General features: G+C 63.0%; 14 protein-coding genes. 13 read left to right on the forward strand and 1 reads right to left on the reverse strand.

All coding sequences use genetic code 11. From position 1 onward, the window contains the following. Positions 1-42: 42 nt before the first annotated feature. Complete coding sequence (locus RTI28_RS00955; protein WP_316918714.1) at positions 43-975, forward strand: chemotaxis protein CheV; 933 nt, start codon at positions 43-45, stop codon at positions 973-975. 56 nt (positions 976-1,031) lie between these two features. Beyond that, positions 1,032-1,859 (forward strand): protein-glutamate O-methyltransferase CheR, encoded by an 828-nt coding sequence (gene cheR / locus RTI28_RS00960; RefSeq protein ID WP_316918715.1) that lies wholly within the window; start codon positions 1,032-1,034, stop codon positions 1,857-1,859. Between the two features lie 60 nt (positions 1,860-1,919). On the opposite strand, the gene RTI28_RS00965 is transcribed toward cheR, so the two are convergent. Then, positions 1,920-4,535 (reverse strand): autotransporter outer membrane beta-barrel domain-containing protein, encoded by a 2,616-nt coding sequence (locus RTI28_RS00965; protein WP_316919100.1) that lies wholly within the window; start codon positions 4,533-4,535, stop codon positions 1,920-1,922. Positions 4,536-4,878: 343 nt separating this feature from the next. On the opposite strand from RTI28_RS00965, the gene flgB reads away from it, so the two are divergent. From flgB to flgK, 11 genes are all read left to right on the forward strand, one after another. Continuing rightward, the gene (gene flgB, locus RTI28_RS00970) at positions 4,879-5,289 is read left to right on the forward strand and encodes a flagellar basal body rod protein FlgB (RefSeq protein ID WP_316918716.1); all 411 of its coding nucleotides are present in this window, start codon (positions 4,879-4,881) and stop codon (positions 5,287-5,289) included. Between the two features lie 3 nt (positions 5,290-5,292). Continuing rightward, positions 5,293-5,733: a flagellar basal body rod protein FlgC gene (gene flgC / locus RTI28_RS00975; protein ID WP_009402938.1), complete on the forward strand. Its 441-nt coding sequence runs from the start codon at positions 5,293-5,295 to the stop codon at positions 5,731-5,733. 16 nt (positions 5,734-5,749) lie between these two features. After that, positions 5,750-6,481, forward strand: coding sequence for a flagellar hook assembly protein FlgD (gene flgD, locus RTI28_RS00980; protein WP_316918717.1), 732 nt, complete (start codon positions 5,750-5,752; stop codon positions 6,479-6,481). 27 nt (positions 6,482-6,508) lie between these two features. Beyond that, positions 6,509-7,840, forward strand: a complete 1,332-nt coding sequence (gene flgE / locus RTI28_RS00985; protein ID WP_316918718.1) for a flagellar hook protein FlgE — start codon at positions 6,509-6,511, stop codon at positions 7,838-7,840. Positions 7,841-7,912: 72 nt separating this feature from the next. Beyond that, positions 7,913-8,098 carry a hypothetical protein gene (locus tag RTI28_RS00990; protein ID WP_316918719.1) on the forward strand — a complete coding sequence of 62 codons (186 nt, stop codon included), beginning with the start codon at positions 7,913-7,915 and terminating at the stop codon, positions 8,096-8,098. Between the two features lie 318 nt (positions 8,099-8,416). Next, on the forward strand, positions 8,417-9,157 hold the full coding sequence (locus RTI28_RS00995) for a flagellar basal body rod protein FlgF (RefSeq protein WP_316918720.1): 741 nt from the start codon (positions 8,417-8,419) through the stop codon (positions 9,155-9,157). Between the two features lie 45 nt (positions 9,158-9,202). Continuing rightward, positions 9,203-9,988 (forward strand): flagellar basal-body rod protein FlgG, encoded by a 786-nt coding sequence (flgG, locus tag RTI28_RS01000; RefSeq protein ID WP_316918721.1) that lies wholly within the window; start codon positions 9,203-9,205, stop codon positions 9,986-9,988. Positions 9,989-10,036: 48 nt separating this feature from the next. Next, entirely contained in the window at positions 10,037-10,732 is a 696-nt protein-coding gene (gene flgH / locus RTI28_RS01005; RefSeq protein ID WP_316918722.1) for a flagellar basal body L-ring protein FlgH, read from the forward strand. Between the two features lie 12 nt (positions 10,733-10,744). Continuing rightward, on the forward strand, positions 10,745-11,854 hold the full coding sequence (locus tag RTI28_RS01010) for a flagellar basal body P-ring protein FlgI (RefSeq protein WP_316918723.1): 1,110 nt from the start codon (positions 10,745-10,747) through the stop codon (positions 11,852-11,854). Between the two features lie 12 nt (positions 11,855-11,866). Then, a complete protein-coding gene (gene flgJ, locus RTI28_RS01015; protein WP_316918724.1) occupies positions 11,867-13,072 on the forward strand; it encodes a flagellar assembly peptidoglycan hydrolase FlgJ in 1,206 nt (401 codons plus the stop codon). 10 nt (positions 13,073-13,082) lie between these two features. Next, positions 13,083-15,134, forward strand: a complete 2,052-nt coding sequence (gene flgK, locus RTI28_RS01020) for a flagellar hook-associated protein FlgK (protein ID WP_316918725.1) — start codon at positions 13,083-13,085, stop codon at positions 15,132-15,134. The last annotated feature ends 1 nt before the right edge of the window (position 15,135 follow it).

Below are 15,135 nucleotides of genomic sequence, written 5' to 3' on the forward strand. Positions count from 1 at the left end.
CGACCGGGTGCGCTGCCTCAAGCTTCGGTTGAGGAGTCTGGCATGGCTGGTGTTATGGATTCGGTGAACCAGCGCACGCAACTGGTGGGACAGAATCGTCTCGAACTGCTGCTGTTCCGCCTGCGCGGGGATCAGTTGTACGGGATCAACGTGTTCAAGGTTCGGGAAGTGCTGCAATGCCCGAGCCTGACGCTTCTGCCCAAGGCCAGCCGGGTCGTGCGCGGTGTTGCGAATATTCGTGGGGCGACCATCCCGATCCTGGATCTGGCGATGGCCACGGGTCTGCCTCCCCTGGAAAATCAGGACCCGAGCAAGAGTTTCGTCATCATTACCGAGTACAACACCAAGACCCAGGGGTTCCTGGTGCATTCGGTCGAACGCATCGTCAACATGAACTGGGAAGAGATCCATCCGCCGCCCAAGGGCACCGGTCGCGATCACTACCTCACGGCGGTGACCCGGGTCGACAACAAGATGGTCGAGATCATCGACGTCGAGAAGATCCTCGCCGAAGTGGCGCCGGCTTCCGAAGCGGTCTCCACCGGCGTGGTCAATGCCGAGGTGCACAGCAAGGCGGTGTCCCTGCGGGTGCTCACCGTCGACGACTCATCGGTGGCGCGCAAGCAGGTCAGTCGCTGCCTGCAGACCGTCGGGGTCGAGGTGGTCGCGCTCAACGATGGTCGCCAGGCGCTGGACTACCTGAAGAACCTGGTCGACGAGGGCAAGCGTCCGGAAGAGGAATTCCTCATGATGATCTCGGACATCGAGATGCCGGAGATGGACGGTTACACGCTGACCGCGGAGATCCGCAACGACCCGCGCATGCAAAACCTGCACATCATCCTGCATACTTCGTTGTCCGGGGTGTTCAACCAGGCGATGGTGAAGAAGGTCGGCGCCGACGACTTCCTCGCCAAGTTCAGGCCGGACGACCTGGCGCAGCGGGTAGTCGACCGGATCAATGCCACACACTAACGAATGGCCGGGGGCTTCGGTCCCTGGCGTTGCACACGATTTAAGAGGCGGCACCATTGTCTACGGGTAATTTGGATTTCGAACAGTTCCGGGTCTTCCTGGAAAAAGCCTGTGGCATCCTGCTGGGCGAAAATAAGCAGTACCTGGTCTCCAGCCGTCTCAACAAGCTGATGGAACAGCAGGGGATCAAGACGCTCACCGAACTGGTGCAGCGCATCCAGAGCCAGCCGCGCAGCGGTTTGCGCGAGCAGGTGGTCGATGCCATGACCACCAACGAGACCCTCTGGTTCCGCGATACCTATCCGTTCGAGGTGCTGAAGAACAAGGTCGTCCCCGAGCTGATCCGCAACAATCCGGGCCAGCGCCTGCGTATCTGGTCGGCGGCCTGTTCGTCCGGCCAGGAGCCGTACTCGATCTCGATGAGCCTCGACGAGTTCGAACGCAGCAACGTCGGCCAGTTGAAGATGGGCGCGCAGATCGTCGCCACTGATCTGTCCGGTTCGATGCTGGCCAACTGCAAGACCGGTGAATACGACAGCCTGGCGATCGCCCGCGGTCTGTCCCAGGAGCGTCTGCAGCGCTACTTCGACCCCAAGGGGCCGGGACGCTGGGCGATCAAGGCGCCGATCCGCAGTCGTGTGGAGTTCAGGTCCTTCAACCTGCTCGACAGCTATGCCGCCCTCGGCAAGTTCGACATCGTGTTCTGCCGCAACGTGCTGATCTACTTCTCGGCGCAGGTGAAGAAGGACATCCTGACCCGCATCCACGCCACGCTGAAGCCGGGTGGCTATCTGTTCCTCGGAGCTTCCGAGGCGCTGAACGGCCTGCCGGACCACTACCAGATGGTCCAGTGCAGTCCGGGGATCATCTACCAGGCCAAATAGGTCCAGGGCACAAAAAAGCCCCCGATCTCGCGATCGGGGGCTTTTCATTTCAGGTGGCAATCAGAAGTCGTAGCGCACCTTCGCCGAGAACACATCGGCATCGAAGCCCGATTTGCCGATGTAGTCGTAGTTCACGCCCAGGGTCACCGCGCCCAGCTTGTAGTCGGTGCCGATACCGGCTTCATAGCTGTTGCGCACGGCCTTGGCGCCGCTGGTAACGAACGGCGTGCTGCCCAGCAGGAAGGTCGAGGTGCTGCTGGCCTGGTCGGCGGCGAAGTCGTGCCAGGCCATCAGCTTGACCTGCGGCTCCAGGGTACCGGCGCCGAGGTTGAAGCTGCCGGCGACGCGCACACCCGCGCCCAGCTCGATGGCTTCGTAGCGCTGGTCTTCGACTTTGAGCGCGGCGGACGAGCCCTTCTCGCGATAACCGTCGATGTTCACCAGGCTGTAGCGCGCGGCCAGGCGCGGCTCGACCAGGACCTGCGGGTTGATCTTCCAGGTGTAGCCACCGACCAGGTTCAGGCCGAGCAGGTCGCTGTCGTAATCGGCCTTCGCCAGGGTGCCAGCGATATGACGCTTGCTGTCGTTGTCGTTGAAACCATAGGTCAGGCTGCCGTCGACGAAGTAGTTGCCCAGTTCGTAACCGCCGTAGAGGGTGAAAGCTTGGCTGTCGACTTCGGTCTTGTTGCCACTCTTGCCGTTCACATCGGTGTTGATGAAGCTGTAGGCCAGGCCCAGGGTCAGCTGGTCGTTCAGCTTGCCATCGGCGCCCACCGCGATGCCGCGGCTGTAGGCGTTGTAGCCGGCCACGCCGTCACGCAGGTCCTGGGTGGCGTCGCTGTACAGGCTCTGCACCCAGACGCCGGCTTCCTTGAAGGCGTCGCCGGACGAGGCGCCGCGCAGACCGCTGGTGCGGTTGCCGGTGGCGGTGCTGACCAGGTTCTGGCTGGTGGTCGCGGCCTGGGTCGCGCCGCCGTTGGTTTCCGGGGCCAGTTGTTCGGCGATGCGGGTCAGGTCGGCTTCGTTGGAGTTGAGCAGGGTCTGCAGCAGCGGGTCGTTGGGGTTTTGTGCGCTGATGCGGCCGATCACGCCGTCATTGACCAGGCTGCTGATGGCCTTGCGGCTGTTCGCCGAGCCGCCGTTGCCGCTGATGATGTCGTCTACTTCACCCTTGCCCCGACCGGTCACGGTGGCGAACAGGGTGTTATTTTCCACTTTGTAGCTATCGATATTGAGCAGTGCTGAGGAGCTGATCAGGTTCAGCTTGGTGTCCGACTCGATCCCTGTACCTGCGTCATTAATTACGCTGAGCTGATAAGCCTGGAGCAGCTTGTACTCGGTGCCTTTGGCAGAAAAATCACTGCCCTGAGCGGACAGGGTGATCTGGGCGTTCTTGCTGAAGAAGGCGAGGCTGGCGACGTTGAGGACTGCAACGTCAGGGTTGGTCGCGCTGGACAGGTTCAGGCTGAGTACCGAGTTGTCGTAAACACCCAAGCTGCCTTTCAGGTTGGTGTGTGGGTTGAGCAGGTTGAGCCGGGCTGGGCTGTTCTCTTTGCCACTGGCTACTTGGACGAACCCGAAACCTTGCATGTCGATGTCGTAGCCGCCGACCTGGCTGCCGGTGCCGGCGAAGTCGGCATTGCCGGAGACTAGTATGCGGTTTAAGCCGAGCAGGCTGCCGGTGATCTGGCTGCCGTTCTGCATTTCCAGCGTGACCGGGTCATAGGTTGCGCTGGAGTCCACCGCATAATTCTCGGAGATGATCTTGCCGCTGTTAATGATGTTCAGCGAACTGTGGAGGACTAGATCGTATTTGCTGCGCTGAAGATAGTCGCCTACCACAATGGCTGCACGAGAGGCCTGGATGGTGCCGGTGTTGACGATCTGCTCGGTGTCGTAGCTGAGCACGGCCCCATTGATGCGGATACCTTCGGCGCCGTGCCCAGTGGCGATGATGGTGCCGTGGTTCTCGATGACATGCAGCTCGGCACGGATCGGTTCTAGCCACCAGTCAGGACTCGGGATGCCGCTGATGTCGATGGCAGTGGTGCGATTGCCGGTGACCTGGATCAGGCCATCGTTGATCAAGGCGCCGACCATGCGACCCCCTTCCATGCTGACGCCTTTGGCATCTGGGCCCTCGGCGATGATTCGACCGCTGGCGGTGTTCATCAGGTCGCCACGGATGATGGTCGAGCCGTTAATGTCAATGGCGCGAGCAACATCGATATCGCCGTCGTCCAGTACGGGCTCGCCCTTGACGTAGAGCAGGCCTTCATTGATTACGCTGCCGCCGATCAGGGCCGGGTCGATCATCAAGGCATTGGCACCGCCGCCGATGGCGCTGATGCTGCCCTTGTTGATGACAGCGCCATCAATCCGGTTGTTGGCCCATGTAAGGCCATCTCCGAACGAGTCCATGTCCACGCCGCCGGCGAAATTGCCGGTGCTGTTGATAGTGGCGTTGAGGATCAGGTCCTTCTGCACATGGCTGCCATGCAGCTCGATGGGGTCATCATTGCCGCTACCGCTGTAGCTGCCGGAGATCTCCAGGTTTTCGCTGTAGGTCTGGTTTTCGCTCTTGAAGCCGGCGTTGGTCAACTGCACGGTTTCGGCATAGGCGGGGAGCGTGGTGGCGGTAACCGCCAGGGCGAGCAGGGTCTTGGGGAAAAGCATCGAGGCCACGGTTTATTCCTTAAACGTCGTCGAAATCACGGTGAGTCCTTACGTGGCCAGGCCTTGTTGGTGGTAATGGCTAAGTGCCACGCAGCGAGCGGGCTGGATGGTATAGAAGTAGTCATCAAAATGACATGCTCTTGGCGCCGGCTTTCCGTGGTCCATTGCCGCTTTTCGCCGCCATCGCCGACACCCAGCGGAAATCCATTGCCGCTTTTCTGGCATTGCCGCCCCCGGCAAAACCGCGAAAACCCCGGTTTTACTGGGGTTTCCTTTCTTGGCATGGGACTTGCTCTCTCATCGCCAACGAACCATCCGGTCAACCTTCGAAGGTTTCCCCGACATGAGCATCAGCTTCGACAAAGCGCTCGGTATCCACGAAAAGGCCCTGGGCTTCCGCGCCCAGCGCGCCGAGGTGCTGGCCAACAACATCGCCAACGCCGACACGCCGAACTACAAGGCGCGGGACATGGACTTCTCCAAGGTGCTCGCTGCCGAAACCGAGAAGACCCAGCAGGGCGGCCACTTCGCCCTCGACCGGACCAATGCCCGGCATATCGATGCCGAGGGCGTGACCCTCAGCGACGAGTCGCTGCAGTACCGCACGCCGATGCAGCCTTCGATCGACCAGAACACCGTCGACGCGCAGCTCGAACAGTCGAACTACGCCGAGAACGCCGTGGGTTTCCAGGCCAGCTTCACGCTGCTCAACAGTAAATTCAAAGGGCTGGTGTCGGCCCTGCGCGGAGAGTAATTCATGTCCCTCGCCAGTGTTTTCAACATCGCCGGTAGCGGCATGAGTGCCCAGACCACCCGTCTGAACACCGTCGCCTCGAACATCGCCAACGCCGAGACCGTCTCGTCGAGCATCGACCAGACCTACCGCGCCCGTCACCCGGTGTTCGCCACCACCTTCCAGCAGGCGCAGAACGGCAGCCAGTCGCTGTTCCAGGACCAGGATGCGGCGGGGCAGGGCGTGCAGGTACTCGGCGTGGTCGAGGACCAGAGCAACCTCGAGGCGCGCTACGAGCCGAATCACCCGGCGGCGAACAAGGACGGCTACGTCTACTACCCGAACGTCAACGTGGTCGAGGAAATGGCCGACATGATCTCGGCCAGCCGCTCGTTCCAGACCAACGCCGAGTTGATGAACACGGCCAAGACCATGATGCAGAAAGTACTGACCCTGGGTCAGTGATTGAGGGACCGAGCCAATGGCCAGTGTCAACGATACGACCTCCGCAACGAACCTCAACGACGTCATCAAGGCGTCCGGGGTCAAGAAAACTTCCACCACCGACCAGACCAGTGTCGCGTCGTCCACCAACAGCAAGACCGGCGGCAAGACGCTGGGCAAGGATGCGTTCCTGCAGCTGCTGGTAACCCAGATGCAGCACCAGAACCCGCTGGATCCGCAGGACAACAGCGAGTTCGTCGCCCAGCTGGCGCAATTCAGCAGCCTCGAAGGCATCACCACGCTGAACGAGTCGGTCACCGCGATTTCCGGCAACTACAAATCGTCCCAGGCCCTGCAGGCCTCGTCGCTGGTCGGTCGCTCGGTGATCGCCCAGACCGACAAGGCGGTGGTCGACACCACCAAGAGCATGACCGGTTCGGTGGTCGTGCCGCAGTCGGTGAGCAGCGCCACCGTGACCATCAAGGACAAGGACGGCAACGTCGTGCGTACCCTGCAGTTGGGTGAGCAGAAGGCCGGCAATGCGTCCTTCGTCTGGGACGGCAAGAACGAGAAGGGCGAGGTGCTGTCGCCAGGTACCTACACGTTCAAGGCCACCACCAAGGTCGATGGCAAGGAGGCGGAAATGTACACCTTGCTGCCAGCCACGGTGAGCAGCGTCACCATCAGTCAGACAGGGGGCGAGATGATGCTCAATCTCGCCGGTCAGGGCAGCGTCGCGCTGTCCAAAGTGCAAACCATCGGTATATAGAGCCGGCTAACGGCACAGGAGTGAAAGATGTCCTTCAATATCGGCCTTAGCGGTCTCTATGCGGCAAACAAGCAACTGGACGTGACCGGCAACAACATCGCCAACGTTGCCACCAACGGCTTCAAATCGTCCCGTGCGGAATTCCAGGACGTGTACTCGGCGAGCAAGCTGGGCGTGGGCAGCAAGACCGTCGGCAACGGCGTGAGTCTGGCGGCGATTTCCCAGCAGTTCGGCCAGGGTGACGTGAACAACACCGGCAACGTGCTGGACATGGCGATCCAGGGTCAGGGCTTCTTCGTGCTCAGCGACAACGGCTCGCTCAGCTACACCCGTGCCGGTGCTTTCCAGACCAGCAAGGACAGCTATGTCGTCACCTCCGACGGCCTGCGCCTGCAGGGCTATGCCGCCGACGAAAACGGCAAGATCCTGACGTCCAGCCTGACCGACCTCAAGATCGATACCCTGTCGCAGCCGCCGAAGCCCACCAGCCTGGTCACCCAGGGCATCAACCTGAACTCCGAGGCCACCCCGATTGCGTTGCCGACCGCGACGCCGCCAGGCCCGACCTTCGTGCCGACCGACGAAACCACCTACACCAAGAAGTTCTCGACCGAGATCTACGATACCCAGGGCAACAAGCACACCCTGGAGCAGTACTATCGCAAGACCGACCAGAACACCTGGACCATGTACTCCCTGATCGACGGGCGCAACCCGCAGAACCCGGCCAGCACCACGCCGCTGGTGGGTACCATGACCTTCAAGTCCGACGGCAGCATCAACACCATGACTGGTACGGTGGCTCCGGATGACAGCTTCTCCGTGGTCAACAACGTCTTCACCGTGAAGGGCTGGATTCCGGCGACCTACAACGCCACGACCGGTACCTGGGGTTCCAACGGTTCCGCCGCCAACCCCGCCGGTGTGCGTCTGGACATGAGTTCGACCACCTCCTACAACACCGATACCGCGCGCCTGCCGCCAACCCAGGACGGTTATGCCACCGGCCTGCTGTCCAGCCTGAGCATCGACTCCACCGGCGTAATGTTCGCCAGCTTCAGCAACCAGCAGTCCCGTGCCATCGGCCAGGTGGCGATCGCCAGCTTCGCCAACGAGCAGGGCCTGGAGCAGCAGGGCGGTACCCGCTGGAAGCAGACCTTCGCCTCGGGTAGCCCGGGCATCGACACGCCGAAGACCGGCACCCTGGGTTCGATCTCGTCCAACTCCCTGGAAGAGTCCAACGTCAACCTGACCCAGGAACTGGTCGAGCTGGTCAAGGCGCAGTCCAACTACCAGGCCAACGCCAAGACCATTTCCACCCAGAGCTCCATCATGCAGACCATCATCCAGATGACCTGATGCTGGCCGGGTAGCGTGAAGGCGAGCCCCTTCCCGTTTCGGGCGGGGGCTCGTCGTTTGAGTGAGGTGAAAATGAAGCGACTGATGGCTGGGGTGTTGCTCGGAGCGGTGCTGGCGGGCCAGGCTGCGGCGGCCATGGCGCCGTGGTTTCGCTGGGAAAGCCAGGTCGACGGGCGTCTGGTGTGCTCGCAGCATTCGCCGGGGGAGGGCTGGAAGCGCTTTGCCGGGCCGTTCAACAATGCCGGCTGCCGACCCTGATCTCCTGGATGTTCTTCCGGGTCTCATCGCGGGCAACGCCCGCTCCCACGGGGTTTGGAGTCGCCGCGGACCTTGTGGGAGCGGGCGTTGCCCGCGATGAGGTCCGAAAGGCAGACGAAAGGGCGGGATCTTGCCGCCACCGGCAAAGCCACCGCCGATAATTTGTCTTCTCCCTCTGCTACAGCCTTCCCAAAAACCGGAAAAGTCCCGAAAACACGGGCCTTTTCCCGGTTGTTCAAAAACTGGATCGAAAATTGCTTTCATCGCACGACAGCAGCGGTGAACGGCAAGTGTTCGCCAGCGCAGCGGAGGATGACTGTGGACAAGATGCTTTACGTGGCCATGACCGGCGCCAGCCAGAACGCGCTGGCGCAGAAGGCCCACGCCAACAACCTGGCGAACATTTCCACCAGTGGTTTCCAGCGCGACCTCGAACAGGCGCGCTCGATGCCGGTATTCGGTGACAGCTTTCCGGCGCGGGCCTATGCCATGACCGAGCGCCCGGCGACCGACTTCACCCCCGGTGCGCTGCAGGAAACCGGTCGCGACCTGGATATCGCCGTGGGTGGCGACGGCTTCATCGCCGTGCAGGCGCCCGACGGCAGCGAAGCCTATGTGCGCACCGCCAGTCTGAACATTGACGCGGTCGGCGTACTGCGCGCCGGCAACGGCATGCCGGTGATGGGCAACGGCGGCCCGATCGCCGTGCCACCGGAGCAGAAGGTCGAAGTCGGCCAGGACGGCACCATCACCATCCGCGCCATGGGCGAAGGCCCGCGGGTGATGGCCGAGGTCGATCGCATCAAGCTGGTCAACCCCGACCTGAAGAACATGACCAAGGGCCTCGACGGCCTGATCCACACCAAGAGCGGCCAGCCCGCCGACGCCGATGCCAACGTGCAGGTGGTGTCCGGTTTCCTCGAGGCCAGCAACGTCAACGCCGTGGAAGAGATGACCTCGGTGCTGGCCCTGGCCCGGCAATTCGAATTGCACGTCAAGATGATGAACACGGCCAAGGAAGGCGACGAAGCCATGGCTCGGGTTTTGCAAATCAGCTAACGATACAGGCGTAGCGCCGTAAAACAGGCGTACCAGGAGAACAGCATGCTTCCGGCTCTTTGGGTCAGTAAAACCGGTCTGTCCGCCCAGGACACCAACCTGACCGTCATTTCCAACAACCTGGCCAACGTTTCGACCACCGGCTTCAAGCGTGATCGCGCCGAATTCCAGGACCTGCTCTACCAGGTGAAACGCCAGCCAGGCGCCCAGTCGACCCAGGACAGCGAACTGCCGTCGGGTCTGCAGGTGGGTACCGGTGTGCGCATCGTCGGCACCCAGAAGAACTTCATGACCGGCAGCCTGCAGACCACCGAGAACCCGCTGGACATGGCGGTCAACGGTCGTGGCTTCTTCCAGGTACTGCAACCGGACGGCACTGTTTCCTACACCCGTGACGGTACCTTCCACCTGAACTCCGATGGCCAGATCGTCACCGCCAACGGCTTCGCCCTGGAGCCGGCCATCGTCGTGCCGCCGGACGCGCAGACCTTCACCGTCGGCCAGGACGGCACCGTGTCGATCACCACCGCCGGCAACCCGGCCGCGCAGATCATCGGCAACATCCAGACCGCCGACTTCATCAACCCGGCCGGCCTGCAGTCCCTGGGTGGCAACCTGTTCCTGGAAACCGCCGCCAGCGGCGCGCCGCAGATCGGCACCCCGGGCCTGAACGGCTTCGGTACCACCATGCAGCAGACCCTGGAGAACTCCAACGTCAGCACCGTGGAAGAACTGGTCAACATGATCACCACCCAGCGTGCCTACGAGATGAACTCCAAGGTGATCTCCACCGCCGACAGCATGCTCCAGTACGTTACCCAGAACCTGTAATTGACGTGGGCAAAGTCGTTTTCACCGTTACACCGTGAGGTCAGAGTCATGAGCCGTTTGTTGTCCGTTTTCGCCCTGGGGGGGGCGGTGTTGCTGGCAGGTTGCGTCGCGCCGACGCCCAAGCCCAACGATCCGTACTACGCGCCGGTACTGCCGCGTACGCCCCTGCCGGCGGCCGCCAACAACGGCTCGATCTACCAGGCGGGGTTCGAGCAGAACATGTACGGTGACCGCAAGGCATTCCGGGTCGGTGACATCATCACCATCACCCTGAACGAGCGCACCCAGGCCAGCAAGAACGCGGGCTCGCAGGTGGCCAAGGACAGCAACGCCAATATCGGCCTGACCTCGCTGTTCGGTTCGAGCCTGACCACCAACAACCCGATCGGCGGCAACGACCTGAGCCTCAGTGCCGGCTACAGCGGCGAGCGGGCGACCAAGGGCGACAGCAAGGCGGCCCAGGGCAACACCCTGACCGGCTCGATCACGGTGACCGTGGCCGACGTGCTGCCCAACGGCATCATCGCCGTGCGCGGCGAGAAGTGGATGACCCTGAACACCGGTGACGAACTGGTGCGCATCGCCGGCCTGGTGCGGGCGGACGACATCTCCACCGACAACACCGTGCCGTCGACCCGGGTGGCGGATGCGCGCATCACCTATTCGGGCACCGGAGCCTTCGCCGACGCCAGTCAGCCGGGCTGGTTCGACCGCTTCTTCCTCAGCCCGCTGTTCCCGTTCTAGGTCCGGTCGTCCATGCTCAACTTCAAGCAACTCGTCGCGGCGACCCTTCTGCTGGCCTCGGCATTCAGTGCCCAGGCCGAGCGCCTGAAGGACATCGCCAGCATTTCCGGCGTGCGCTCCAACCAACTGATCGGCTATGGCCTGGTGGTGGGGCTGAACGGCACGGGTGACCAGACCACCCAGACGCCGTTCACCCTGCAGACCTTCAACAACATGCTCTCGCAGTTCGGCATCAAGGTGCCGGCGGGCTCGGGCAACGTGCAGCTGAAGAACGTCGCCGCGGTGTCGGTGCATGCCGACCTGCCGCCGTTCGCCAAGCCGGGGCAGGTGGTCGACATCACCGTGTCGTCCATCGGCAACTCCAAGAGCCTGCGCGGCGGCAGCCTGTTGATGACGCCGCTCAAGGGTATCGACGGCAATGTCTACGCCATCGCCCAGGGCAACCTGGTGGTCGGCGGTTTCGACGCCGAGGGTCGCGACGGTTCGAAGATCACCGTCAACGTTCCGTCGGCCGGACGGATTCCCGGCGGTGCCAGCGTCGAGCGCGCCGTGCCCAGCGGTTTCAACCAGGGCAACAGCCTGACCCTGAACCTCAATCGTCCGGACTTCACCACCGCCAAGCGCATCGTCGACAAGGTCAACGAACTGCTCGGCCCGGGTGTCGCCCAGGCTGTCGATGGCGGTTCGGTACGGGTGACCGCGCCGCTCGATCCGGGCCAGCGGGTCGACTACCTGTCGATCCTGGAAAACCTCGAGATCGATCCGGGCCAGGCGGTGGCCAAGGTCATCATCAACTCGCGCACCGGGACCATCGTCATCGGCCAGAACGTCAAGGTGTCGCCGGCAGCGGTGACCCACGGCAGTCTGACCGTGACCATCACCGAAGACCCGATCGTCAGCCAGCCCGGCGCTTTCTCCAACGGCCAGACCGCCGTGGTCCCGCGCTCGCGGGTCAACGCCGAGCAGGAAGCCAAGCCGATGTTCAAGTTCGGTCCGGGCACCACGCTCGACGAGATCGTCCGTGCCGTCAACCAGGTGGGCGCCGCGCCCAGTGACCTGATGGCCATCCTCGAAGCCCTGAAGCAGGCCGGTGCGTTGCAGGCCGACCTGATCGTGATCTGAGGACGCGCGCCCATGGACATGCCGAAAAGCACGACGTTCAGCACCGCCGACAGCGGTGCCTACACCGACCTCAATCGCCTCAACTCGCTGAAGGTCGGTGACCGCGACAGCGAAGGCAACCTGCGCAAGGTGGCCCAGGAGTTCGAGTCGCTGTTCCTCAACGAAATGCTCAAGTCGGTGCGTTCGGCCACCGACGTGCTGGCCAAGGACAACCCGCTCAACACCGAGACCACCAAGCAGTACCAGTCGATGTACGACCAGCAGTTGGCGGTGAGCCTGTCCCGCGAGGGCGGTGGCATCGGCCTGCAGGACGTGCTGATGCGCCAGTTGTCCAAGCAGAAGGCCAGTGCCCCGAACACCAGTCCGTTCCCGCGGGTCGACACCCAGCAGCGCGCGCTGTGGGCGAGCAAGGTGGCCGAGCCGGCGCGCAGCGGCGACGACTCGACCAGTACGCGCAACGACGTCGCCGCGCTCAACTCGCGGCGCCTGGCCCTGCCGGGCAAGCTCACCGATCGCCTGCTGGCCGGTATCGTGCCATCGACGGGCGCGGCGGCGGCCACCACCAACACCGCGGCGATTCCGGGGCGGACCACGGCCATGACCGACGCGGTGGTCAAGGGCGACTGGGAACCGGCACAGACCTTCGCCGCCCCGGGCGCATCGATGCGCATCTACGGCCGTGCCGTGGCCCAGCCGCCACTGGCGCCGGCGAAGAAGGCCTTCGACTCCAGCGACGACTTCGTCGCCACCATGCTGCCGATGGCCGAGCAGGCGGCGAAGCGCATCGGCATCGATCCGCGCTACCTGGTGGCCCAGGCCGCGCTGGAAACCGGCTGGGGCAAGTCGGTCATGCGCGCCGCCGACGGCGGCAGCAGCCACAACCTGTTCGGCATCAAGGCCAGCGGCAACTGGCAGGGCGATTCGGCGCGGGCGATCACCAGCGAGTTCCGCGATGGCAAGTTCGTCAAGGAAACCGCGGCGTTCCGTTCCTACGACTCGTACCAGGACAGCTTCCACGACCTGGTCAGCCTGCTGCAGAACAACGCGCGCTATCAAGATGCGGTGAAGGCTGCCGATAACCCAGAACAATTCGTGCGAGAGCTGCAGAAAGCCGGGTACGCAACCGACCCGGACTACGCCAGCAAGATCTCGCAGATCGCAAAACAGATGAAGTCGTACGAAAGCTACGCGGCGCTCAGCCCAACGACGAAACTATAAGGTTTGAACCATGGCGAGTTTGATCAGCATCGGGATGTCGGGACTTGGGGCCGCTCAGTCGGGCCTGCATACCACAGGTAACAACATTGCCAATGCCGACGTGGCCGGCTATTCGCGCCAGCAGAACGTCCAGACCACGACCGGTTCGATCCGCTATGGCCAGGTCTACATCGGCTCCGGGACCACCCTGGCCGACGTGCGCCGGGTGTACAACGCCTTTCTCGACAACCAGTTGCAGGCCAGCACCTCGCTGAACAGCGATGCCGCCGCGTACCTGAACCAGATCACCTCGGTGGACAACCTGCTGTCGGACGCCAACACCGGCGTCACCGGTGCCCTGAAGAGCTTCTTCAGCGCGCTCCAGGGCCTCTCCGCCAAGCCCAACGACGATGCCTCGCGCCAGCTGCTGCTGACCAACGCCGAATCGCTGGCCAACCGCTTCAACACCATCAGCGCGCAGTTCAAGGAACAGAACAGCAATATCAACGGCAACCTCAAATCGATGACCGAACAGGTCAACAACCTGGCCAAGACCGTTGCCTCGCTCAACGAACAGATCGCCAAGGTCGCCGCGGTCAACGGCCAGCCCAACGACCTGATGGACCAGCGCGATGAAACCATTCGCCAGCTGAACGAGCTGGTCGGGGTGCAGACCACCAACCGCAACGGCAATATCGACGTCACCCTGGCCAACGGTCAGTCGCTGGTCCTGGGTACCAGCGTCAATGCCCTGAGCGTGGTCACCAGCACCACCGACCCGAGCCAGGTCTCGATCAAGCTGGCTTACAACAACTCCACCGTGGACGTGACCAACTCCCTCACCGGTGGCGAGATCGGCGGCCTGCTGCGCTATCGCAAGGACACCCTGATCCCGGCGCAGAACGAGATCGGCCGTCTGGCCCTGGTCATGGCCGACAAGGTCAACTCCCAGCTGGCCCAGGGCATCGACAAGAACGGCGAGTTCGGCGCGGCCCTGTTCAACGACATCAACAGCGCGCTGTCGATGGCCGGGCGCAGCCTCGCCATGAGCGGCAACAGCGCCGGCTCCGGCAACCTCGATGTGGTGATCAAGGACACCAGCCTGCTGAGTACCAGCGACTACCAGGTGACCTTCACCAGCGCCACCGGCTACACCGTGCGCAAGCTGCCGGACAACACCAGCATGGGCAGCTTCGACCTCAACACCACGCCGCAGCCGGTGATCGACGGTTTCAGCCTCAACCTCAGAGGCGGGGCACTCAGCGCCGGCGACAGCTTCAAGATCACCCCGACCCGCAATGGCGCGGCCAACCTCGACGTGGTCATGACCGACTCGAAGAAGCTGGCCATGGCCGCTCCACTGAGCGCCACCGCCGGCGGCAGCAACACCGGTACCGGCGTGATCGGTCAGCCGGTGCTGAAATCGGTGCTCGACATCGCCGATCCGGCCCAGCGCCTGGAACTGCAGAACGGCATCAAGCACTCGACACCGGTGCGCCTGGTCTTCGGTGACGAAAGCGTGACCCCGCAGACCTACCAGATGGTCAACGCCAAGGGCGATCCGATCGGTGCGCCCGGCACCTTCATTCCCGGCCAGGGCAACACCCTGCAGTTGAACATCCCGATGGTGGATGCCAGCGGCGCGCCGGTGCTCGACGGCAGTGGCGTGCAGAAGACCATCGCCGTGCAGATGGATGTCAGCGGCGCGCCGAAGAAGGGGGATAGCTACAGCATCGCCCTGACCGGCGCCTCGTCCTCGGACAACCGCAACGGCCTGAGCCTGCTGGAGCTGCAGAACAAGCAGACCGTCGATGTCGGCAGCGCGACCAAGGGCGTCAGCCTCACCGATGCCTACGGCAAGCTGGTGGAGAGTGTCGGTGCCAAGACCCAGCAGGCCAAGATGGACAGCTCGGCGACCGGGGCGATCCTGACCCAGGCCAAGGCGTCGCGTGACTCCCTGTCCGGCGTGCAGCTGGATGAAGAGGCCGGCAACCTGGTCAAGTACCAGCAGTACTACACCGCTTCGTCGCAGATCATCAAGGCGGCGCAGGAAGTCTTCAACACGTTGATCAGTGCGCTTTAAG

Origin of the sequence: Pseudomonas sp. zfem002 (assembly GCF_032621685.1) — a bacterium.
GTDB lineage: Bacteria > Pseudomonadota > Gammaproteobacteria > Pseudomonadales > Pseudomonadaceae > Aquipseudomonas > Aquipseudomonas japonica.